Consider the following 23,377-nt stretch of genomic DNA (forward strand, 5'->3'; position numbering starts at 1 on the left):
GCAACATGGCAGATTGTTTCAGCTAATCCTCTCCAAACTTCAACCGTGATATAGTCGTTCTCAAATTCCCCTTCACTGTTGGAAAAGGGGCGGATCACCTTTAATTCAACTTCACACGTTTTCAATCCGGTACTTGTTTCTTTTAAGACAGGAAGCCTTTCAATCTGACCTACTATACAAAATACATTCATATACTACCTCCGGTATGGTCGATAAACCATATTATCACCTGCCTTCAGCAGTATCTTATCGATTCTATTTTTCTATAACAAATCTCCTATCTTCTCTAAAATCTCATTTTTACCCTTATTTAGAGAAGTTTTTTTTACTCTAAATCACAAAGAATGAACTTATTTAGAGGATTTAGACTCATTTGGTAAGATTTCAATAATTGAACGATAAGAAAAATCCATACGGGAACACAAATCCTCGATCACACTTGGATCCATTTCTTTTACCAGTTCTAAAGATTTCAAATAATCGTAGTTTTCAAAATGCGCACGCATCATTTCAATCGCCAATGAATCAAAACTGTCCAAACTACGAATATTTTGTGAAATCAATTTTGTTGATAAAGCATGATAGATAGATGGATCAATTGGTTCTTTTATCTTTTTAACAAGCTTATCAACAAGATCGATAAATTCCTGCACCTTATAGGTTTGAGCCACAAAAATAACATAGCCATGATCTACATTAAAATCACATTCCGCAAACGCTACCTGTGAAATGATCTGCTCATCCATCCAGTTTTGATATTCTGGGTTCAAAGGACCAAACAAAGAGTCTATTCGCATCTGCAAGGCAATATCCAAACGCATTGCATCCATGATCGTATCCACAGGATTTAATTTATAGGCAACACAAACATATGGCATCGTGATATCCATGTATTCAATGCTCTCTTTTAAAACAACTTCTTTTGGCTCTTCTGGCATGATACGAGCAATATCTCCCTGAATCTTAGAAGCAACACCTTTTTGATGCTCAATAACAAAATCCATGATCTTATTGATATCTTTGCCTGTAACACCTACTAAAGTAAGTCTAGACGGATCATAATTCATTTGATAGAACTGAGTCAGTGTTTCTGGGGTCATATTTGAAATATCGTCCTTGTTTCCAAGAATATCAATTTTCAAAGGATGCTTATGATAAAGTGCACGCCATGTATTCATCAAAAGTCTTTGTTCAGGATTTTGTTCATACATATTGTATTCACTAAGGATGATTCCTTTTTCCTTTTCAACACTTTGTTGATCAATATCTAAATTCTCAACAAAATCTAATAATAAAGCTAAAGGCTTTTCAATATCAGATGTAGTTTGAAAATAATAAGCAGTCTCTGTATATGAAGTAAAAGCATTTGTCTGTGCCTGCATCTTGGCAAAATCCTGGGTCACATCTCTTTGATTCAACCGAAACATCTGATGTTCTAAAAAATGAGCACAACCACTGGAATGTTTTACGATTTCATCCTGATTTTTTTGGACCACATCAAACCCACCGGCTGGTACACCTAACATAAAAAGCGATTTAACATAATCCGGCTTTTGAATCAAGATCACATGCAAAGAGTTATCTAAAGTTTTATTCAATATATTCATATTGTACTTCATACTATTCTACTTCCTTTACTATAACTGAAGAAATTTTCTTTAATTTTTTTGCAGCTGCAGATACATCTTCAAGACTAACTTTTTGTATATTCTTTATTTTCTTATCTCTATCTGTATCCCTTGACAATAAAACATCCATAAATCTTTGATCAATTTGTGAGAATGGATAATCTTGAGCAACGATCAATGAATCGATACAATCCTTTTTAGCCGTATTCAATAATTCCGGATCAAAATCAAGATCTATGATCCTTTGAATTTGCTGATTGATCAAATCAATAGCCTTTTCTATATTTTCTTTATTTGTACCCAAGGTGATGATCAATGCTCCATCAAACTGAATTAAATAAGAAGAAATGGAATAGCATAAGCTATGTTTCTCACGAACCTCTTCGAACAAAAGACTTGTTGGACTTTGCCCCAACAAAGAGTTCATTACAAACATTTTATAATAATCTTCAGACAGAATATCTGTACTTGTTGCATACACCAAGGCAATGCTGGACTGTGAGATATTCTTTTCGATAATTTCTTCCTGATAATCAAGTATCGGTAATAAACTACGTGTTGAATTTAACTTTGAACTAGAATCCATTCTTTCTAGATACGTTTTCATTTCTTCATCCAAACATCCACAAACAAGTATATGCTTATCAGCCTTTAAATATGCACTGTACACATTCTGGATATCCTGAAGCGTTAATTGATCTAAATCATCCAGACTTCCTTGAATAGGTATGGAGATCTCATGATTTGTATTTAACGTCGTTAAACAAGTGTATATAGCTAAACCATCTGGATCATCTAAAATACGTGTCAATTTATTTCTATATAAATATTTTGCTTCTTCAAAACTCGCTTCATCCAATACAGAATGAAATAATACTTGATCTGTAATTTCTTTAACTTTATGGATATAGTCTTCCTCTTCGATCCAATCCGAACGAATATATTGAATACGTGTTGTCAAGATAAGATCAGCCCCATAGGAACTCAATCCACAAGCCAGTTTCATTCCATAAGCTTCATTTAAATTTGAAATCAAAGCTTGTTTTGTCTTAAATAATTCTGTTTTGGTTTTCAACATATAAACCAGAATATTATATGCCGTTATTGTAGAGCGCTCTAAAGGAAACTGTGTTCTTATCGCAACGCTCACATCACTAAATTTATTCGAAGAAATATAATTCATAAACTACCTCCGGCGAATATAACTATATTAAAAAATACGACCTGAATAATCAAGTCGTATACAAAAAAAGAGAAGATTTTCTCTTCTCTTTATTAACCTATGTGAACGTATCCAATCAATGCGTTACCGCAATTGACTGATGCTAATACGGTCTGGTTACCAAGCCATCCACCGTGGATTGCCTGTCCATTACCAACATAGATTGCAACATGTCCACTGTAGACAATAATGTCACCTGGAACAGGATTGCTAGTTAATGTACCTAAAGATAAATAGTCTTCAGGCCATCCGTGGAAATTGATACCAACTGCAGCTAAAGAGTTAGTAACTAACATTGTACAGTCCTGCGTTCTTCCTAATTGAGCGTATGCTGCACTTACAATAGCATCATTGCTTACATTAGGTGTTGATGGGACATTGCTTGAACCTGAGTTACCAGAACCAGCATTAGAGCTTGATCCTGAACCAGTTGATGGTGTTGATGGAGCTGTTGATCCACTATTAGAAGGTGTTGATGAACTTGTATCTTCTTGAACAGACTGTGTATTGTCAGCTTGTTCAACGATCTCTTCAGCAACCCCGTCTTCACCGATCGTATAACCATCTTTTTCTGTATTAGTGATCATTTCACCATTTGCATCAAAAGCGTATTTCTTTCCATCAATATCTTTGAATGTGTCTTTTACAAGATTACCGTTTTCTTCATAATAGTATTTCTTGCCATCTTTTTCGACCCATCCAGTTTTGAATGTTCCATCTTCCTGTAAGTAATAAGTCTGACCATCGATATCAACCTGACCTGTGCACATCTTTCCATCTGTACCCATGTAGTATTTGTTACCGTCAACTTCTAGCCAACCAGTAACTAGGTTTCCATCTTCGTCAAAATAGTACTTAGCTCCTTGATCTTCAACCCAATTTCCTGTGATCTTGAATCCCTTCTCGTCATAGTAAGATTTTCCATCTTCTGACCAGCCATGTTGAAGAGTACCTTCACTCTGGAAGTTGTAAGTAGTACCCTGAATGTTTGTTTTACCTGTTGCAGCTGTTCCATCTTCTTCGAAATAGTAAGTTTCGTTAGAAATTTCTTGCCATCCGAATTGCATCTCACCAGCGTTATTGAAGTAGTATAACTCATCTTCAATTTCTGTTAAACCAGTTGCAGTCTGATGATTGGATTCCAGAATATAATATCTGTCGGCTCCTTCACCATGCCATCCTGGTTTAGTTTCGTATGCGTAAACTGTAGAAAGAACTGGTCCGCAAGCACAGAAACATAAGGCTACAGCCAATAATTTACTGTGTTTTTCGATAAAATTCACTTCTATCACCTCTCATACAACACCAACAATTTAACATGATTACCCATTTCAAACAAATTTTGAAAAAAATATTTATCAAAAATTAATTGTTAATTTTATTTAAAAATTTATAATTCTCCTTTATATAAAGGACTTTCAAACAAATTATGTAAAATTATGTGAATTTGACTAAAATTATCAAATCATTTTCGATATATACATCTGTTCACGAATCAAAAACAATATTATTCAAATAGTCGAATATACTCAAAAACGTAACCCACGATTCGATATATCAGATATACGATAATTACACATTCAAAACCAAGGATAATCATGGATAATATATGTAAAATACTTACTAATTCATCAATAGATGAAACTTGAAATCCGTAAAACAAGCTTCCCTCTACTACAGCAAACATCAATATATAAAGAACAATCAAAAAGATCCAACTCTTTTTTTGTCTAGATTTCATGAACAAAATAACCGTAAAGAAGACAGCCAGAATATCAATGATTCTCACATTATTGACTACAGCATTCAAGATTGATATAAGCGATACACTATTACTTGAAATCATGTCTAATACTATTTCAATTAACAAAGCATGAGAATACTGACTTAAATTTTCATAAAATGAAAACAAGGTGTCATAATTGCTTACACGAGCTAAATCAAACATGAATACCCCTTGCCAGATATTCTGCCATGTCCAATACACTAAAACTAAAATTGCAACAAAGCATGATCTTTTAGAATAGGTATCAAACAAACGATCAATCCACTGATAGATCTTCAAGCCAATGATCTCCCTTTAATTGCTCACTGGTGGCAAGCCCAGGATAATTTTGTTGACGTAAAACCTCATAAACGATGATTGCTGCACAATTGGATAAATTTAAACTTCTTGCACTGGCAACCATTGGAAGTCGCATACAACTGTCTAAGTGATCTTTTAAGATTTTTTTATCGACACCTGTACTCTCTTTTCCTAAGACTAAATACACATCTTTTGAAGTATCGCTAAAATCAAATTCACTTGGTGCCTTATGTCCATATCGAGTCATAAAATAATATTTATCGCTTGGATTCTCTTTTACAAACTCTTCCCAGTTTTTATGAATATGAATATCCGCATCTTTTATATAATCCATTCCGCTTCTTCGTAAATGCTTTTCATCCAATGAAAATCCAAGTGGTTCAATCAAATGAAGACGAGATCCTGTCGCCATACATGTGCGAATGATATTTCCTGTATTCTGTGGTATTTCCGGTTCATATAATACAACGTGTAACATTATTTATTTCTCCAATCTTTTAAAAATTTCTCTAAAGCACGAGATCTATGTGATACTTTGTTTTTCATCTCACTTGAAACATTCGCTAAAGTCGTACCATACTCAGGATAATAGAAGATTGGATCATATCCAAATCCATTGCTCCCAAGGATCTTATCGTTGATTTGCCCTTCGACTTCACCACGATATGTATGGCCTTTGCCATTTTCATCAATATAGGCAATTACACATACGAAACGAGCAGTTCTAGTCTTACCTTCAACATTTTTAATGATTTGAGCATTCTTGACATCATAGCTTGTATCTTCGCCCATCCAGCGTGCTGAATATACACCTGGTGCCTTATCCATGGCGTCCACTTCAAGTCCAGAATCATCACTGATTACAGGTTGATGCAAAACATCATATAAACTGCGAGCTTTGATCAAGGCGTTTTCTTCGAATGTCTTACCATTCTCAACAATTTCAACCTCCTGATCAAGATCTTTTAAACAACATACTTGTACATCTTCGCCAAGCATTTTCTGAAATTCTTCAACTTTGTGCGCATTTGAAGTTGCGATCCATATTTTTTTCATTTTTATCACCGGTACTTATTATAAAAAGAAAAAAAGTCCAATTCAATGGACTTTTTTTAATTCTAGTACATTCCCTGAGGCATTGGAGCTTCTTTTTCAGGTTCTGGAATTGAAGCAACCCCAGCTTCTGTTGTAATGAATAAAGCAGAAATACTTGCGGCATTCATTAATGCATTACGAGTTACTTTTGTTGGATCAATGATACCTTCTTTTAACATATCGACCCATTCACCATGTTTTGCATCAAATCCGATATTTTCATCTGCACCCTTCTGGATCTCTACGATTTCTTCACTGTTATATCCAGCATTATCAGCAATTTGAGAGATTGGTGTCAACAATGCATCAAATACAACTTTGATACCTTTTTGTACATCAACAACATCTGATTTGATCTCATCTTTCAATGCTACATAAGCATTTACTAAACAAGCTCCACCACCGATAACGATACCTTCGCTTACAGCAGCACGAGTAGAGTTCAATGCATCTTCAATACGAAGTTTCTTTTCTTTCAATTCACTTTCAGTAGCTGCACCAACTTTAATGATCGCAACACCATTTGATAATTTACCTAAACGTTCAGCCATGCGTTTCTTATCATATTCACTTGTTGTGTTTTCCATCTGTGCTTCGATTTCTGCAATACGAGCCTGCACATCTTCAGTCGATCCAGCACCACCGATCATTGTTGTATTATCTTTTGTAACGACGATCTTCTTAACTGTACCTAAATCACTCAACTGCATATCTTTCAGTTCCATCTGAAGATCTTTAGAATAGAATGTTGCACCAGTTAAAATAGCAATATCCTGTAACATTTCTTTCTGATTATCTCCAAATCCAGGAGCTTTTGTGGCAACAACATTGAATGTTCCACGTAATTTATTCAATGCTAAAGTAGAAACAACTTCATTTTCAAGATCATCAGCAATGATCAGCAAAGCACGATTTGCTTGAACAAGCTGTTCTAGTAATGGAAGAATTTCCTGGATATTTGAGATCTTCTGATCTGTAACCAATACATATGCATTTTCCATAACTGCTTCCATCTTTTCACGGTCGCTTACCATATATGGAGAAATGTATCCTTTGTCATACTGCATACCTTCGCTGATTTCAAGTTCTGTTTCAAAACCGTTGGATTCATCAGTCGAGATAACACCATCACGTCCTACTTTTTCCATTGCACGAGCGATGATTTCACCGATTTCTTCAGATCCTGCAGAAATTGTAGCTACATTGGCAATATCCTGATTGCTTTCAACTTTTTTCGAATTTTTCAAGATATAATCACTGATTGCCTTAGCAGCTTTTTCAATACCTTCACGCATCAAAACTGGATTTGCTCCACGATCTACTGCACGCAATCCATTTTCAATCATGCTTTGAGCAAGGATCGTTGCTGTCGTTGTACCATCACCTGCTGTATCATTTGTCTTGTTAGCTACTTCATATACTAACTTTGCCCCCATATTCTCGAATTTGTCTTCCAATTCGATTTCTTTGGCAATACTTACACCATCATTTGTGATAAGTGGTGAACCATATTCCTTTTCAAGGACCACGTTGCGTCCTTTAGGGCCTAAAGTAACACGTACGGCATCTGCCAATGTGTTTACTCCTTTTAACATTGCTTCACGAGCATCTTTTGAAAAACGCACTTCTTTAGCCATAAAAATGTACCTCCTTATTTGCTTACCGCAATAATATCTTCATCTTTGATTACGATATATTCTTCGTCATCTACTTTGATCGTTGTTCCTGAGTATTCTTTATATAATACTTTATCATTTAAAGCATATTCACAATCTTTAACACCTGAACCGATTGCAGCAACAACGGCCAATTTAGATTTTTCTTTACCGCTTGTCAAAATAATTCCACTAGCGGTTGTCTTTTCTTCCTTTTCTCTTTTTAACAAAACATAATCATGTAATGGTTGTAACATAATATTCCTCCTTTAGCACTCTTTTAAATCAACTGCTAAGAATATTATACACGCTTTTAGCAGTTATGCAATAGGTTTGCTAAAAAATTTATACACCTTTTTTACTTTGCTGGATCCAGTTTCCAAAAGAAATCAATTCATAGCCTTGATAAATCAACTTCCCTTCCCATCCTACTTCAACAACATTATATTCAAAGGCACTTACTTCTAAAGAAACAGTTGATTTATCTTCTTTTAAAAACACCAATTCATAAACTTTCTGTGGTTCAAAGACATTTCCAGGCATAGGATAATAGTCACTGCATTTCTTTTCAATCAACTTGGCATTACAGTTTGTGATTTCATGTCTATTTATAGTATAGCGTTTCATTCTTCATCACCATCTTCTAAACGTTCCACTCTTTTTACATAAATTCGATTTACGCCTATTAAAATTAAATACATTAAAATCGTAACGATCAAAAAGATCATCAATAGATATTCAACATGCAATCTATTTAACAAATACAATTTATACCCAAATATAAAAGCTCCAACAATTCCCACCAGGATAGATACCACAATACTTTTCTTTTGATTTACATCCTGATATGACCATATCCCCTCTTTAAAACAAACAATAATGAAATAAACGAAAACAATCACAAGCAAAACCATTGGCAAGATAACTTCTTGGATATCTTTAAAATCGTTCAAAAAAGCTTGAACCACAATTACGAATACTAAGCCATAAAACATCAAATAAAAACCTTTTTCTTCAATTTTAAGAAGCTTTAACCTTTTCATTTCATCTAACTTTTTCATTCGTCTTCCTCCCAGAACAAATCATCCAATGTTTTGTCTAATGCTCTACAGATAGCACGACATAACTTGATCGTCGGATTATATTCTCCTTTCTCGATCATATTGATCGTTTGTCTAGAAACATCCACTGCTTCAGCTAATTCTTTTTGTGTCATATCTTTTGAAGCTCTGGCAGCTTTCATTGCTAGATTTTTTGACATCCCCTCACCTCAATTAAACAATAAATTATAATTTACTTTATGTCAATTATATTTTACTTTTAAAATATAGAAAAAGAGCGATTTCTCGCTCTTACTTGATCAATCCTTCTGGAAGTTCAATATTAAATAGATTTAAGAATTCTTCAATTTGATCTTTTACATCACTTGCTGCTTCATAGCGAATATTCTGTTTAGAATATGTATTAACCGCAATTTCAGCATTTGGAACGCCAAGCTTATCAACACCAACTTTATCGATAATTTCTTTCATTTCATCTTCGCTTAATTCTGTATCTTGCAACAGATCTAAAGCATAATCAACATTAGCATCCGCTCTTACAAACAACGAAGCTTGTGGATACCCATCTTCATCAATGCCCGTTTTTTCTTTCCAAAGTGCTTGAAGATCTTCAAGAACCGATAACTCTTTTCCTTGTTCTTTAGCCTTGGCAATCGTTGCAGCGGCAACAGGCTGCGCCAATAAGGCAACTTCAGACTGCCCAGTCAATAAAGCCTGCTGAGCTTCTTGAACACTGGCATAATATGTAACATTCATATTAGCTGTATCCATTACATACTGGAAAACCAATTGAGGAACCGCTTTTTCGCCAAAAGCTGCAATAGATGCACTTGTTAGATCAGAACCTTCTGGTCCAACCAAATATAGATTTCCCCAGGTCAATACCGCTTCAAGATTAAAAGCTTCTGCCTGCGAATACAATTTAGCGCCTAAATTTGTTGGTGCTACGATGATATCATATTCACTATCTTTTTTAGATAATTCTGCAGTTAGTACATCTGTACCTTCTACTGTTTCAATTTCCACATTTTCATTTTCATACAAAGATAATAATGATAAGGCAGGTGCCCCTGTAGGTGAAAGGATCTTAATTGGTTCTTGTGGTTCATTACTAGAAGAACAAGCAACCAATGATACCGATAAAACTAAAGATAAAGCCAAAGATATTATTTTTCTAACAGACATTTTTCTTCTACCTCCTTAACAAATTTTTCTAAGGCTTCATTTAGTGCCATTGTCTTACTTTCTTTTTTACCACTCTGACGAATCGTAACTGTTTCGTTTTCGGCTTCACCATCACCAACTACGATCTGATACGGTACTTTAGACATCTGTGCTTCACGTACACGATATCCCAGCTTTTCATTTCTATCATCTAGTTCCACACGCATACCGGCATCCTGCAACGCTTTTACAACCTTCTGTGCGTATTCTAGATGTTTTTCCTGATGAACTGGAATTACGACAAATTGTCTTGGAGCCAGCCACAATGGGAAATGACCTGCAAAATGTTCGATCAAGATACCAATGAAACGTTCGATAGAACCATAGATAACACGGTGTAACATAACCGGTGTTTTCTTAGAACCATCTTTGTCAACATATGTACAGCCAAAGCGTTCTGGCAAATTCATATCCAACTGAATTGTTCCACACTGCCATACACGACCTAAACTGTCTTTGATATGAATATCCAATTTAGGACCATAGAATGCTCCATCTCCCGGGTTCACTTTATATTCTTTTCCGGCATGGATACATGCATTTGCCAATGCCTCTTCGCTCTTTTGCCAAATTTCTTCAGAACCAATATATCCACTCTCTGGACGTGTAGAAAGCTCAATGTCGTAAGGAAGACCAAATACAGAATAAATTCGATCGATCAACCCCAATACATTTTTAACTTCGCTCTCAATTTGATCTGGAGTAACAAACAAATGCGCATCATCTTGAGTAAATGTACGAACTCTAAATAAACCATTTAAAGCACCACTTGCTTCATGACGATGTACCTGGCCTAATTCTCCGATACGATATGGGAGTTCTTTGTATGAATGCAAAGAACTGTTGTATACCAATAAAGCGCCTGGACAATTCATTGGTTTGATCGCAAATTCACGATCATCTACCATAGTTGTATACATGTTTTCTTTATAGTGTTCCCAATGTCCACTTGTTTCCCATAACTCTTTAGACATCATGATAGGTGTCTTGATGAACTGATAGCCAGCCTTTGTATGTTCTTCATACCAGAACTGTTCCAAGATATTACGCAAGATCATACCATTTGGCAAGAAAATAGGCATACCAGGAGCATATTCACTGACCGTAAATAATCCCATTTCTTTACCAATCTTTTTATGATCGCGTTTCTTTGCCTCTTCTAATAAAGCTAAATGTTCTTCCAATTCTTCAGCTGTTGGAAAACATACACCATAAATACGCTGCAATACTTTATTATTGGCATCCCCTTTCCAATAGGCACCAGAATGCTTCAATAATTTAAAGTTTTTACATTGTTTAACTGTTTCCACATGAGGTCCACGACATAAATCAATGAATTCACCTTGTTGATAACAAGTAATTGTTCCATCTTCAAGATCCTGGATCAAATCAATCTTATATGGATCATCTTTAAACATTTCCAAAGCTTCAGCTTTAGTAATTTCTTTACGTACGATACGTTTACCATCTTTGGCAATCTTCTTCATTTCTTTTTCGATCTTAGGTAGATCTTCGTCTTTGATAACTTCATCTCCTAGATCCATGTCATAATAGAAACCTTCGCTGACAACAGGTCCGACCCAGAATTTTGCCTGAGGATATAATCTTTTTACGGCCTGTGCCATCATGTGTGCACATGAATGATTCAATACATTTAATTCAGCATTTTCTTTAATGTCGATCATCTTAATTCTCCTCCTATTTCCATATAAAAAGCGACAGTCATCTCAAAGGACGTCTGTCGCACGCGGTACCACCTTTGTTCATACAATAATTGTATGCACCTCATTTTCTTTTAACGCAAGAGTACGGCACACTTTTTCAAGGGCAATTCAAAGGGAGTAAACACATGTTTTGTCAAAAAGTTTTCACCAACCACTTTTCTCTCTACATCCAAGATTCATGCATTCATGTCCTTATCACTATTGTTGATTCGATTATAAAACGGCTATGAATAAATGTCAAAACTTTTGAACACAAAGACTTCTTTAACCATGAACAGATTGATTAAACTCTTCTTTTACTTGTTTTAATTTATTTGGATTTTCCAATAATTCCAAAGCAACCAAAGCAATTGCCTGACTTGCCTTGATTAAACCATTTTTCCCATCTTCAGATATCGTAGCCGCTGCCATTTCTTTAGAATGACCTAAAACATCATCTGAAGCAATTTTGATATTTCCCTGGATCGTAGGACATTTATAACTAGCTGCTCCAACATCTGTACTTCCTTTAGCTTCTTCATCCACTGGATCTACATTCGGCAGTCCAAGTTCATGATATGTATTAGTTAACATCTCTGCCAATGTGTAATTGACAAGCGTATCTTCATAAGGACATTCATAAACAGAAGTTTTTAAGGTTGTATTGGTTGCTTGACATGCACCTTTAGCGCAATTAATAGCTTTTTCTGTTACTTCTTTGGCGTATTTCATTGTAGAAGCACGGAAATAATACTCTAAACTTGCATAAGCAGGAATCACATTGGCTGCAGTTCCTCCATCTTTAATTATGCCATGAATATAAGTACCTGGTTCAACAAATTGACGAAGCATATTAATTGAAACAAAAGTCATAACTGCTGCATCTAAAGCCGAAGCCCCTTGTTCTGGATGGCAGGCATGGGCGTTCTTTCCAAAAAACTCAAATTTGATTGGATTCAATGCCTGTGATTTTGAGCCTACACCATTTTTAGTACCTGGATGCACCATCAAGGCAACATCAATCGTATCAAAGACACCGGCATTGGCCATGGAAACCTTGCCGCCAAAATTTTCCTCAGCCGGTGTTCCAAGCACGATTACTTTTCCACCATATTGATCTACAACTTGTTTTAAAGCTTCTCCAGCAGCAATTCCAATTCCTGCGATCAAGTTGTGACCACATCCATGTCCGACTTCAGGTAAAGCATCGTATTCACACATAAAGGCAATAGTTGGGCCTTCCTTCTTTGTATCATATGTTCCAATAAATCCGGTTGGTACAACATACCCTTTTTGTGTTTCAAAACCTGCATCTATCAAATATTTTGTCAATAATTCCATTGTTTCAAACTCTTGATTTCCTATCTCTGGATTTTCATACATTGTTTTGACCAAAGCCATATAATCATCGGTTTTGGAAACAATGAAATCTAAGATCATTTGTTTATTATCCATTGACTATTCCTCCACTTCAACAGCCTGTGCAGATAATTCTTTCGCTTCTGTCACCCATTTTTCCAAGTCACCATTTTCTCTAGCTTTCTCAATTACATCGTTACATAAATCGATCAATGACTGATATTCATCTCCTAATGGGAATCCAATAACATTTGTGGAATACATTGCTTCCGGGTCTAAATCAAATCCATCTTTAGGAAGTAATGTTAAATCTGTAAATGTATCCAACATAGGTAAAGCTGAGTTTGAAGAAACAATGACTGCATCAATATCTCCAGCATCTAAAGCTAAAGCAGAAGCATCTGTTGTTCCATATTGTTTGATATTGGCTTCATCCGTCAACTTCATTGCCAATTCATACTGAATGGAACCGGATTGTGCCGCAATTGTTAGATTTGCTGCTTTAAATTCCTCTAAAGTTTTATATTTTTCGGCATTTTCTTTTGTGGTTAAGATTCCTTGATAATCCTCACTGTCTTCTCTTTGATACCCTTCAGAAAACTGCATCACTTGTTTTCTTTCTTCTGTCTGAGCAAAACCAGAAATCGCCATATCTACACTTCCTGATTGTACATTGGCTAATACACCATTGAAATCGGTTGCCTTGATTTCCAGTTCAACACCTATTTCATCCGCAATAGCCTGTGCTAAAGAGATATCGCTTCCTACGATTTGTTTCTCGCCATTTTCATCTAAGATATAGAATTCACTAGGTGGAAAATCTGGAGAAGTTCCTAGTACGATCTTACCTGCTTCTTTGATTTGTTCCAATTTATCCGCAGAACCAGATGTTGTCGATGAACATCCAGCTACACCTATCATCATCGTTGTTGCTAATACTACACTAACTAATTTTTTCATTTTCATAATTGTTTCCTCTTTCTTTCTACATAACTTTATCTAAAAATTCTTTTGTTCTTTGATTTTTTGGATGATTGAATATCTCATCCGGTGTTCCTTCTTCCATAATGATTCCTTCATCCATAAACATGACACGATCTGCAACTTCTTTGGCAAAGCCCATTTCATGCGTTACGATAACTATGGTCATCTTGCTTTGGGCAAGACTTTTGATAACATTTAATACTTCTTTTACCATCTCCGGATCAAGAGCACTTGTTGGTTCATCAAACAACATCACTTCTGGATTCATAGCCAAGGCTCTGGCAATCGCAACACGTTGCTTTTGTCCACCAGACAAGTTATTTGGATAGGCATCTTTCTTTTCTTCCAAACCAACCTTCTTTAACAATTCAATTGCCTGTTCTTTTGCAGCCTGTTCTGACATTCCTTTTATTTTGATTGGAGCTAATGTCAAATTATCCAAGACCGACATATGTGGAAATAAGTTAAAATGCTGAAATACCATCCCGATATGTTCTCGAACCTTATCGATATCGACTTCCTTTTTGGCTTTGGACGTGATATCTGTATCTTTAAAGAAAACTTGCCCTTTTGTTGGTTCCTCTAAAAGATTCAGACATCTAATAAATGTGGATTTACCAGAACCCGAAGGTCCGATAATGGCCACAACTTCTCCTTTATGAATCTCTGTATTGATTCCCTTTAATACTTCCAAATCCCCAAATGATTTATGTAAATCTACTGTTTTAAGCATAAACTTTCAACTTCCTTTCGATCAAAGACATAATCGTCGTTAGAACACTAGTTAAGGCAAAATAGATAATTGCGATAATGATCAATGGCTCAAATACAGAATATGTTGATGCCTTTACGATATTGGATGTATACATGATATCGAATACACCTACTACACTAACAATACTTGATTCCTTGATCATCATGATAAATTCATTACATAATCCCGGTAAGACAACTCGAATCGCCTGTGGGACGATGATATATCGCATCGTTTCTAAATTGGAAAATCCTAATGAGCGTCCAGCTTCCATCTGACCTTTATCAATGGAATCTAAACCGCCTCTCAATAACTCACAAATATATGCGCCTGAGTTAATTGCCAAGGCAACCACTGCCGTCAAGAACTCACGACTTCCATAAACACTTCCCAACATTGGAATTGATGGAATGGAAATTCCAATCATTGGAAAGCCATACAACCAAATATATAACTGAAGTAACATTGGCGTTCCACGAATCACCTGTGTATAAGCTGTTGATATCGCATTTAACACCTTTATATGTGATCGTTTCATCAAAATAGCCAACAATCCTAAAATACAACCTAAGATAACAGTCATCAATGCTAAGACAATAGTTACGATCGTTCCATCAATGAAAGTTGGGATCCATTTGATCATCTTGGTAAAATCAATCGTTACTGCCATTAAAGTATTTCCATACATCTCTTTTCCCTCCCATAAAAAAACATCTCTTGAAATCAATCAAGAGACGACATGTATCGCGGTACCACTCTATTTGCCATAGCCTAGCTATGACCACCTCTAGTCTGTAAAGTAGACAACTTGATATCCTACTCTATGTTCAGATATCCCTCTCCAAAGTGCGGTTCACCATAATTTGTATGCTGATCTTTCACCATCATCAGCTCGCTTCTTTTACGTCTTATGACTACTCTCTTCTTCACTGAGTTTTTGAATATAGTGGTAGAATACACGAAAAGAAAATTAATGTCAAGAAAAAAATGTAAATTGTTTTCACAAATGTAAAAGAATGTAAATTATTACAATTCGATTTCCAATTGAACCGGACAATGATCACTTCCATAGATATCGGTCAAGATCTTAGAATCTTTAACCTTCGGCATCAATTCTTCAGAAACAAGCCAATAATCAATTCTCCAGCCGGCGTTCTTTTCACGTGCTTTAAAACGATAGCTCCACCAGGAATATTCTACTTTGTCTGGATACAAAGTACGATAGGAATCTTTTAAGATCGTCAAAAGATTCTTTTTAAAACTGTCTCGTTCCTCATCAGTAAATCCCGCATTACGGCGGTTGGTCTTAGGATTTTTGATATCAATTTCTTCATTGGCAACATTTAGGTCCCCTGTTAATAAAACAGGTTTATCCAGACTTTGAATATAGTTAGAAAAAGCTTTATCCCATTCCATACGATATTCTAAACGTTTTAAACCATCTCCAGAATTCGGTGTATACACAGTGATAACATAATATGAATTAAATTCAAGCGTGATCACACGACCTTCTGTATCGTGTTCAGGAATATCGATTCCATAATGGACTGATAAAGGTTCGATCTTAGAAAAGATCATCGTTCCACTATACCCTTTTCTTTGGGCACTGTTGATATACTGATATGGATATAGATCACAATCAACTTCGATTTGATCTGGCTGAGCTTTTGTTTCCTGAATACAGAAGATATCTGCATCCAAAGTATTCAAGATATCCACAAATCCCTTATTTAAAACAGCTCGAATCCCATTTACGTTCCAAGATATTAATTTCATCTTAAACTCCTACACTAATTGTTTCTGGAAGCGTGCTGCCTCCATCAATGACAACTTGCGTGCCCGTAATATAACGACTCTCATCACTTGCCAAGAATGCGGCAAGATCACCAATTTCCTGAGGAGTTGCCAGACGTTTTAATGGAGTCGCTCCGGCAATGCCTGCTTTAACTGATTCTGGATTGGATGCATCTGATTGCACGGCAATGCTTTGTGCCATTGGCGTATCGACATACCCTGGACAAATCGCATTCACACGAATGCCATCTTCGGCAAATTCACGTGCCAAAGCACGAGTTAAACCAATCAAAGCAGCTTTACTTGTCGCATAAGCAGCTTCACCAGGATCGGCAACCATATACCCGGTTACACTGGACATGATAACGATAGCACCATGTTTTTGTTTGACCATACCCGGTAATACAGCCTGAGAAATATTCCAGCATCCATTGATGTTTACATTAAAATGAAAATCACGATCATTATCATCTGTTTCCAAGAAATTTCCTAACTTGCAGACACCAGCATTGGATACAAGAATATCGATCTGACCAAATGTTTCCATCCCCTTATCGACTGCATTTTGACAATCCGCTTTTTTTGTTACATCGCAGTTTACATAAATGGCCTTGATATTATATTTTTCAGCCAATGTATCGGCAATTTGTTTTGTGGATGCACTTCGTGCACATAGAATAAGATTGGCCCCCTCTTTGGCAAAGACTTCGGCAATACCTTCTCCGATTCCTTTAGATGCTCCTGTAATAAGAGCGACTTTATTTTTTAGTTTCATATAATAAGATCCTCCTAGTATCCATTATAAAAAGGGCTGTTCTAAAAGTAAAATAAAAAGACCATCCGAAGATGATCTAATCATTATATCCATTTGGATTCATGGTCTGCCACTTCCAGCTTGAAGCACACATATCATCCAAATCATATTGTGCCTGCCAGCCAAGTTCTTCTTTGGCAAGGTCACATTTAGAATAACATGTCGCAATATCGCCTTCACGACGTGGTTTGATTTGATATGGAATCTCATGTCCACAGGCTTTTTCAAAGGCATGAATGACATCTAAAACGCTGTAGCCATTTCCAGTACCTAGATTATAAACCTTTACACCGGCTTTTTCTTTTATCTTATTTAAAGCTTTGACATGACCTTTTGCCAAGTCAACAACATGAATATAATCACGAACACCGGTTCCATCTGGTGTATCATAATCATCTCCAAAGACACCAACACATTCAAGTTTTCCGATCGCAACTTGAGCTACATATGGTAATAAGTTATTTGGAATTCCTTTAGGATCCTCACCAATCAAGCCACTTTCATGAGCTCCAATTGGATTAAAATAACGTAACAACATTACATTCCATTCTGGATCCGCTGTATGAATATCTGTTAAGATCTGTTCCAACATCCATTTTGTCCAACCATAAGGATTCGTACAGACCCCTTTTGGACATTCTTCTGTAATTGGAATCATAGCTGGATTTCCATACACTGTTGCGCTGGATGAGAAAATGATATTCTTAACATTGTGTTTACGCATAACATCTGTCAAAATCAGCGTTCCCTGAATATTGTTTGTATAATATTCAATTGGCTTTCTTACGGATTCTCCTACCGCTTTTAAACCTGCAAAATGAATGACTGCATCTACGTTTTCTTTGGTAAAGATTTGATCCAAAGCTTCTCGATCCAATATATCATTCTGATAGAACGTTACTTTTTTCTGTGTGATCTGTTCAATTCGATCCACAGCTTTTTGATTCGAATTATATAGATTATCTACAATAACGACTTCGTATCCTTCATTCAACAATTCAACACACGTATGGCTGCCGATATACCCAGCACCACCTGTAACTAATATCTTCATAAAGACCCTCTCTTTCACACAGCTTGATTATACACTATATGGATATTTTTTTCCTCTTCTTTTGAAAGAAGAACCGCTTTGTTTTCACCATCGACATCAAACCATAAACAATGGTTCTTATCATCATATCCATCAAACCAGATCATTTTCTTATACTTATCCTCAATGCGTTTCTTTTTGTTTAAAACGACCTTAAAGTTTAGATCGTTTTCCAACAAGTGAAACGCCAAATAAAATTGTGGCACATTCTTTACCACGACAACTCTTTCTTCTGGATCAAAACCTGATACATCTTTTTGTTCTGTCAACAACAAGCTGTATCGTTTTTTGGGATTTCTCACCATCAAAGGATAGGTTAAGTAAAATAGTTTATGACACCTTGAACAAAGATGAGAAAAATACGTCCGATCCAACAAACGTTCAACCGCAAGTGGCGACATTGTCGTTATGATCAAAGTATCTCGTTTTATATAGAAGGAGTGTCCACAAAAAGGACACTCTGTTTCAATCATTCTTTCTTTCATTATAAAGGTCTACAAGCTTCTTTTAACCATTCTGCTTCTTCATTTGTCAAGAAAGGAGAAATCTTTTCATATACAGAAGCATGATAGTCATTCAACCATGCAAGTTCATCTTCAGACAATAAACTCTTATCAATTCCTTTGCGATCAAATGGAACAAATGTCAATGTTTCAAAATGCATGAATTGGCCATAGAAGTTCTTATTTCCTTTGACAACGACCATTTCATTTTCATGGCGAATACCAAATTCACCTTCTACATAAACTCCTGGTTCATTGGATGTGATCATGCCTTCTTCTAACACACAGGAATCATTGCGTTCTGGGACGATCTTCCATCTAAATCCATTTGGTGCTTCATGTACATTTGATAAATGACCCACACCATGGCCTGTTCCACATTGATAATCCATATCAAGATCCCATAGTGGTCCACGTGCTAGAATATCTAAGTTCAAACCACGGCAGCCATACAAGAAATTTGCCTTTTCCAAACGAATATGCCCTTTTAAAGCCAAGGTAAACCATTTTTTCTCTTCTTCAGTAATTGAACCAAGCACAAAAGTACGTGTGATATCCGTTGTACCATCCAAATATTGTCCACCACTATCAACCAGCAACATTCCTTCTGGCTTTAATTCTACATTTGTTTCTTCATTAGAGCTGTAGTGCATCATAGCTGCATGTTCTTTATATGCACAAATTGTATTGAAGCTATCTTCTAGATAATCTGCCTGTTCTTTACGAAGTTCCTGCAATTTTTCCTGGGCACTCATTTCACTGATTCCATTGTTTACATTCTGCATCAACCAATACATGAATTTTGTGCAGGCAACTCCATCTTTAATATGGGCATTGCGTGTATTCGCTAATTCTATTTCATTCTTCATTGCCTTTAAAAGCACAATTGGATCCTGGGCATAAACGATTTCTGTATTCAAGCTGTAAACGATCTTAGAGTTTACAAAATTGCCATCCACCAAAACAGGTCCTTCTAAAGTCTTAACATCTTCATAAATTGCTTCATAGTCTTTCACTTGAATATGATTCTGGGCAAATAAAGTTTTAGATTCTTCATCAAGTCTAGAGGCATCAATATAGATCATCGCATCATTTTCTTTGATGATCGTATAAGCCAAAGCCACTGGAAAATGTGGAACATCATGTGCTCTTAGATTATACAACCAGGCAATCTCATCAATCTTTGTGACGATATGAGAACGACAGTTGTATCCTTTCATAGCTTCTCTTACTTGTGTTAGTTTTTCAGAAATTGATTTTCCTGCATATTTTTCATCATAATGGAAGGTTTCTGTACAAGGTAAAGCTGGACGATCATCCCAGATTCTTCCAACTAAATCTTTGTCTGTTACCATTTTGATATCATGCATCATAAATGCTTGTTTATACTTGTTGGCATCATTTACATTCATGACTCTTCCATCAAATCCAACAATAGATCCCTGCGTTAAATTGGTAACGATATATTCTTCAATGGAAGGCGTATCTTCCTGTCCCTGTTTCATCAAATCGATACCACTGCCTGCCAATTGATTTGCAGCCTGGATAAAATAACGACCATCCGTCCATAGTCCTGCCTTATCCAAAAGAACAACCAATACACCGGCACTTCCAGTAAAGCCAGACATATACTTTCTAGCCGCAAAATATTCACTGACGTATTCCGTTTCATGAAAATCACTTGTAGGAATGATATAAGCCTGCATTCCTTCTTTATTCATTTCTTCTCGTAATTTCATTAATCTTTCTTTGATCATATTCATCCTTCTTTCATTGTTTCAATTTTACATCGAAAAGATACAAAAAAAAAGGCTAAGCCTCTTTATATTCAACTTGATAGACAAAATTGATAAAGTCAAAGCCTTCAACCGCAAGAAATATCATCACTATACAAATAAATAACACCTTAATAGCATAGGTAAGGATATTCATTGCTTTATAAGTATTTTCCAAACGCATATATTTAAATTGTGACCACATGCAGTAAACAGGAATAAAGAAAAGAATTCCCTGCAAGATATAAACGATAATACTATGGTTGGTCAAAAGATAGAAAATATCAAAAACATTTCCTGCAAATAAATCTGTTCTATATGTCGTTACCATCATATCCGCCACATGATTATTTAACAATCCTAATGCGCTCACCAATCCGATAGCTGCCATTAGATATAAACCATAAATTACAATTCTGTACACTGTTCTATTCTTTTTCTTTAAAACTCGATTAGCTTGCCCTAAAACACATAAAAAACTAAAGATCAAAAATACAGCATAGATCAGCGAATAAAAAGGAAGAACAAAATATAAAACCGAAAAAATAAGCCCGATGAACAAAAAAAGATTTGCCAATGCATCGACTTTATCATGTCTTCTTCGTATATAACGTATTCCTTTTTTATCAAAACTCAATGTTTTTGTCAGTATATTATATGTCCTTGATGGCACTAGGGCAAAGATAATTCCGAAAGCCGCCACCAAAATCAAAATTACGATCTTATCCATAATCAAATTCTCCCAAAAACTAAATCAAATCCTCTTTTTTTATATAATAATAACTTCCCACTAATAAAACAATCTGTACGATCAGCCACAACCATAATGGCATTGTAAATATAACCATATCAAAGGCTCGCAAAGCATAGTTGCTAATCATGTAGATAAAAAATAAAAAAGCTAATCCCAGCCAAAAAACAAGCGTTGAACGATCCGGCTGTTTGATCAAAAACAACAATAATAACTTAATGGATACGTATACACCAATAATCTGAATCAAAAAGCCCGGTGTAATCAAAACCATAAACGATTGAAATCCATTTCCAATCATATCATAGAGCACATTTAAACATGTGATATAAATAAAAAGATATAAAGGAAAATCTAAAAATTCACGAAACCAGAAATGTTCTTTCTTTTCATTGACCCGTTTTTTCATTTCTTCTTTAAAGCCTGTAAATTCATTGTTATCATCCTGCAAAAGATCACTTGCCCAGCTTATGATCTCATAGCTTGATGTCTTAGATAAATTAGCAAGTTTCGTTTGATTGATCGTCTCATTATATAAACCAGTATGTTTAGAAGGAACCCCTTGAATATTGCGTTCAACTCGTTGAAAATAACTATATATATTCATAAAAATATTGTAAAATAAATCTCGTCAAAAATCTAGAACAGGAGACATAAATGAAAATCGTTTTTTTAGATGCTGATGGAACTTTGTTTCATCATAGTGGATACATACCAAGCAGCGCCTTAGACGCCTGTAATCATGCCCAAAAGAATGGGCATAAAATTTGTTTATGCACCGGCAGACAAAAAGTCGAGATCTTTGGCGATTTAACCAAGATTGATTACGATGGCATCATTGCCGGAAGCGGAGCTTCTATTTTTGTACATGGCAAACAAATCGTTGAAAAAACCTTTGATGAATTCGAATTTAATACAGTATATAACTTTTTGAATGATCACCAAATTCCAGCTCTCTATGAAAGCAGTGTTGGTATTTTTGCGACCCAGAAAACGAAAGATCGCTTAAAAGAATTGCTGGAAATCCAATGTGGACATCTAGACGATGAACAACGCAAGATGCATGGTCTATACACCTTGTACCATCAAGTACATGTGGTCAATGATTTACATGAACACCCAATCAATAAAATCAGTTTCCTTGAAAGCAAGACGCCGTATCAAAAAGTGTATGAAGATCTAAGCCCTGTCTTAGATGTCATCCCAGCGACATTTGCTCCCTTAGGAAAAGAAAGCGGCGAGATTTCTTCCAAGCGAATCACAAAGGCAACCGGTATGGAAGTCTTGATTGATTATTATAAAATGGATGACAAAGATACAATTGCCATTGGAGATGGTCATAACGATCTTTGCATGTTTGAAAAGGCCGCCATCTCAGTAGCCATGGGAAATGCCAGCATTCAAGTAAAAGAAAAAGCTGATCTAATTACGACCAGCATAACGGATAATGGAATCTATAATGCGTTCAAAGATCTAGCGCTTATCTAAGATCTGTACAGATTCATAAGGCGGTTCAATCGTCTGTGTGAATCTGTTTTTTTGTATCGCGTCATAAAGTCTATGATATGTATCCCAATATTCATCAAATTTTGTCCAACAATAAACACCCATCCAGATTGATGTTTCATCCATTCTATCAATGATCACTTCATACGGTTTTTCCATGATCACACTAGAATCCTTCTTTAAGATATCAATACAGATCTCACGCAATGCCTGAACATCTGTTGAAATGCTGACAGGAAATTGAAGCGAAATACGGCGATACTCATCACGAGAATAGTTGATGATGATCTCCTGTACCATTAAAGAGTTTGGAACGATAATCTCTTGTGCAGAAGGCGTTTTAACGACGGTAAACATCAATTCAATGCGA

General features: G+C 35.7%; 27 protein-coding genes and 2 other annotated features. Of the genes, 1 reads left to right on the plus strand and 26 read right to left on the minus strand.

The genetic code is table 11. The features are described from left to right. The 25 genes from HMPREF0367_RS08080 to HMPREF0367_RS08200 form a co-directional block, all read right to left on the minus strand. A partial coding sequence (locus tag HMPREF0367_RS08080) for a single-stranded DNA-binding protein (RefSeq protein WP_035403172.1) occupies positions 1 to 191 on the minus strand: 191 nt, incomplete at its 3' end. A 159-nt stretch (positions 192 to 350) separates the two neighbouring features. Then, positions 351 to 1,619, minus strand: coding sequence for an EF-P 5-aminopentanol modification-associated protein YfmH (yfmH, locus tag HMPREF0367_RS08085; protein WP_035403175.1), 1,269 nt, complete (start codon positions 1,617 to 1,619; stop codon positions 351 to 353). Position 1,620: 1 nt separating this feature from the next. Further along, entirely contained in the window at positions 1,621 to 2,811 is a 1,191-nt protein-coding gene (locus HMPREF0367_RS08090) for a M16 family metallopeptidase (RefSeq protein ID WP_035403178.1), read from the minus strand. Positions 2,812 to 2,903: 92 nt separating this feature from the next. Further along, positions 2,904 to 4,133 carry an NlpC/P60 family protein gene (locus HMPREF0367_RS08095; RefSeq protein ID WP_035403181.1) on the minus strand — a complete coding sequence of 410 codons (1,230 nt, stop codon included), beginning with the start codon at positions 4,131 to 4,133 and terminating at the stop codon, positions 2,904 to 2,906. Positions 4,134 to 4,357: 224 nt separating this feature from the next. Next, on the minus strand, positions 4,358 to 4,915 hold the full coding sequence (locus tag HMPREF0367_RS08100) for a hypothetical protein (RefSeq protein WP_035403184.1): 558 nt from the start codon (positions 4,913 to 4,915) through the stop codon (positions 4,358 to 4,360). Beyond that, positions 4,893 to 5,414, minus strand: coding sequence for a tRNA (cytidine(34)-2'-O)-methyltransferase (locus HMPREF0367_RS08105; protein ID WP_015536048.1), 522 nt, complete (start codon positions 5,412 to 5,414; stop codon positions 4,893 to 4,895). Before HMPREF0367_RS08105 ends, HMPREF0367_RS08100 begins: the two co-directional genes overlap by 23 nt. After that, positions 5,414 to 5,992 (minus strand): RdgB/HAM1 family non-canonical purine NTP pyrophosphatase, encoded by a 579-nt coding sequence (rdgB, locus tag HMPREF0367_RS08110; RefSeq protein ID WP_022356464.1) that lies wholly within the window; start codon positions 5,990 to 5,992, stop codon positions 5,414 to 5,416. The genes HMPREF0367_RS08105 and rdgB overlap by 1 nt, the downstream gene beginning before the upstream one ends. 62 nt (positions 5,993 to 6,054) lie before the next feature. Continuing rightward, complete coding sequence (gene groL, locus HMPREF0367_RS08115; RefSeq protein WP_015536049.1) at positions 6,055 to 7,668, minus strand: chaperonin GroEL; 1,614 nt, start codon at positions 7,666 to 7,668, stop codon at positions 6,055 to 6,057. Positions 7,669 to 7,682: 14 nt separating this feature from the next. Continuing rightward, the gene (locus tag HMPREF0367_RS08120) at positions 7,683 to 7,943 is read right to left on the minus strand and encodes a GroES family chaperonin (protein WP_015536050.1); all 261 of its coding nucleotides are present in this window, start codon (positions 7,941 to 7,943) and stop codon (positions 7,683 to 7,685) included. An 88-nt stretch (positions 7,944 to 8,031) separates the two neighbouring features. Continuing rightward, positions 8,032 to 8,313 (minus strand): DUF2500 domain-containing protein, encoded by a 282-nt coding sequence (locus HMPREF0367_RS08125; RefSeq protein WP_015536051.1) that lies wholly within the window; start codon positions 8,311 to 8,313, stop codon positions 8,032 to 8,034. Further along, positions 8,310 to 8,747 (minus strand): DUF6773 family protein, encoded by a 438-nt coding sequence (locus HMPREF0367_RS08130; RefSeq protein WP_035403187.1) that lies wholly within the window; start codon positions 8,745 to 8,747, stop codon positions 8,310 to 8,312. The genes HMPREF0367_RS08125 and HMPREF0367_RS08130 overlap by 4 nt, the downstream gene beginning before the upstream one ends. Continuing rightward, complete coding sequence (locus HMPREF0367_RS08135; RefSeq protein WP_015536053.1) at positions 8,744 to 8,947, minus strand: helix-turn-helix transcriptional regulator; 204 nt, start codon at positions 8,945 to 8,947, stop codon at positions 8,744 to 8,746. The genes HMPREF0367_RS08130 and HMPREF0367_RS08135 overlap by 4 nt, the downstream gene beginning before the upstream one ends. Before the next feature lie 91 nt (positions 8,948 to 9,038). Next, on the minus strand, positions 9,039 to 9,932 hold the full coding sequence (locus HMPREF0367_RS08140; RefSeq protein WP_035403190.1) for a hypothetical protein: 894 nt from the start codon (positions 9,930 to 9,932) through the stop codon (positions 9,039 to 9,041). Continuing rightward, positions 9,914 to 11,656 (minus strand): threonine--tRNA ligase, encoded by a 1,743-nt coding sequence (gene thrS / locus HMPREF0367_RS08145; RefSeq protein WP_035403193.1) that lies wholly within the window; start codon positions 11,654 to 11,656, stop codon positions 9,914 to 9,916. The genes HMPREF0367_RS08140 and thrS overlap by 19 nt, the downstream gene beginning before the upstream one ends. 42 nt (positions 11,657 to 11,698) lie before the next feature. Then, positions 11,699 to 11,903, minus strand: a binding site (T-box leader). A gap of 56 nt (positions 11,904 to 11,959) precedes the next feature. Next, entirely contained in the window at positions 11,960 to 13,129 is a 1,170-nt protein-coding gene (locus HMPREF0367_RS08150) for a M20 family metallopeptidase (RefSeq protein WP_035403196.1), read from the minus strand. 3 nt (positions 13,130 to 13,132) lie between these two features. Next, complete coding sequence (locus HMPREF0367_RS08155; protein ID WP_051335228.1) at positions 13,133 to 13,999, minus strand: transporter substrate-binding domain-containing protein; 867 nt, start codon at positions 13,997 to 13,999, stop codon at positions 13,133 to 13,135. Positions 14,000 to 14,018: 19 nt separating this feature from the next. Continuing rightward, positions 14,019 to 14,750, minus strand: coding sequence for an amino acid ABC transporter ATP-binding protein (locus HMPREF0367_RS08160; RefSeq protein ID WP_015536058.1), 732 nt, complete (start codon positions 14,748 to 14,750; stop codon positions 14,019 to 14,021). Next, positions 14,743 to 15,459: an amino acid ABC transporter permease gene (locus HMPREF0367_RS08165; protein ID WP_015536059.1), complete on the minus strand. Its 717-nt coding sequence runs from the start codon at positions 15,457 to 15,459 to the stop codon at positions 14,743 to 14,745. The genes HMPREF0367_RS08160 and HMPREF0367_RS08165 overlap by 8 nt, the downstream gene beginning before the upstream one ends. A gap of 39 nt (positions 15,460 to 15,498) precedes the next feature. Beyond that, positions 15,499 to 15,710: a binding site (T-box leader), on the minus strand. Positions 15,711 to 15,797: 87 nt separating this feature from the next. Next, on the minus strand, positions 15,798 to 16,547 hold the full coding sequence (locus HMPREF0367_RS08170) for an exodeoxyribonuclease III (protein WP_035403199.1): 750 nt from the start codon (positions 16,545 to 16,547) through the stop codon (positions 15,798 to 15,800). A 1-nt stretch (position 16,548) separates the two neighbouring features. After that, on the minus strand, positions 16,549 to 17,340 hold the full coding sequence (gene ucpA / locus HMPREF0367_RS08175) for an SDR family oxidoreductase UcpA (protein WP_035403202.1): 792 nt from the start codon (positions 17,338 to 17,340) through the stop codon (positions 16,549 to 16,551). A gap of 76 nt (positions 17,341 to 17,416) precedes the next feature. Further along, positions 17,417 to 18,433 (minus strand): UDP-glucose 4-epimerase GalE, encoded by a 1,017-nt coding sequence (gene galE / locus HMPREF0367_RS08180; RefSeq protein WP_035403203.1) that lies wholly within the window; start codon positions 18,431 to 18,433, stop codon positions 17,417 to 17,419. Between the two features lie 14 nt (positions 18,434 to 18,447). Then, the gene (locus HMPREF0367_RS08185) at positions 18,448 to 18,957 is read right to left on the minus strand and encodes a CpXC domain-containing protein (protein WP_015536063.1); all 510 of its coding nucleotides are present in this window, start codon (positions 18,955 to 18,957) and stop codon (positions 18,448 to 18,450) included. Continuing rightward, positions 18,957 to 20,732 carry an aminopeptidase P family protein gene (locus tag HMPREF0367_RS08190; RefSeq protein WP_392389143.1) on the minus strand — a complete coding sequence of 592 codons (1,776 nt, stop codon included), beginning with the start codon at positions 20,730 to 20,732 and terminating at the stop codon, positions 18,957 to 18,959. Before HMPREF0367_RS08190 ends, HMPREF0367_RS08185 begins: the two co-directional genes overlap by 1 nt. 55 nt (positions 20,733 to 20,787) lie before the next feature. Then, complete coding sequence (locus HMPREF0367_RS08195) at positions 20,788 to 21,480, minus strand: hypothetical protein (RefSeq protein WP_035403207.1); 693 nt, start codon at positions 21,478 to 21,480, stop codon at positions 20,788 to 20,790. A gap of 19 nt (positions 21,481 to 21,499) precedes the next feature. Beyond that, complete coding sequence (locus HMPREF0367_RS08200; protein ID WP_035403209.1) at positions 21,500 to 22,108, minus strand: hypothetical protein; 609 nt, start codon at positions 22,106 to 22,108, stop codon at positions 21,500 to 21,502. 50 nt (positions 22,109 to 22,158) lie between these two features. On the opposite strand from HMPREF0367_RS08200, the gene HMPREF0367_RS08205 reads away from it, so the two are divergent. Beyond that, positions 22,159 to 22,989, plus strand: coding sequence for a Cof-type HAD-IIB family hydrolase (locus HMPREF0367_RS08205; RefSeq protein ID WP_035403210.1), 831 nt, complete (start codon positions 22,159 to 22,161; stop codon positions 22,987 to 22,989). On the opposite strand, the gene HMPREF0367_RS08210 is transcribed toward HMPREF0367_RS08205, so the two are convergent. Beyond that, a partial coding sequence (locus HMPREF0367_RS08210) for a mechanosensitive ion channel family protein (RefSeq protein ID WP_148449385.1) occupies positions 22,975 to 23,377 on the minus strand: 403 nt, incomplete at its 5' end. The genes HMPREF0367_RS08205 and HMPREF0367_RS08210 overlap by 15 nt on opposite strands.

This window comes from Faecalitalea cylindroides ATCC 27803 (assembly GCF_000469305.1).
Lineage (GTDB): Bacteria > Bacillota_I > Bacilli_A > Erysipelotrichales > Erysipelotrichaceae > Faecalitalea > Faecalitalea cylindroides.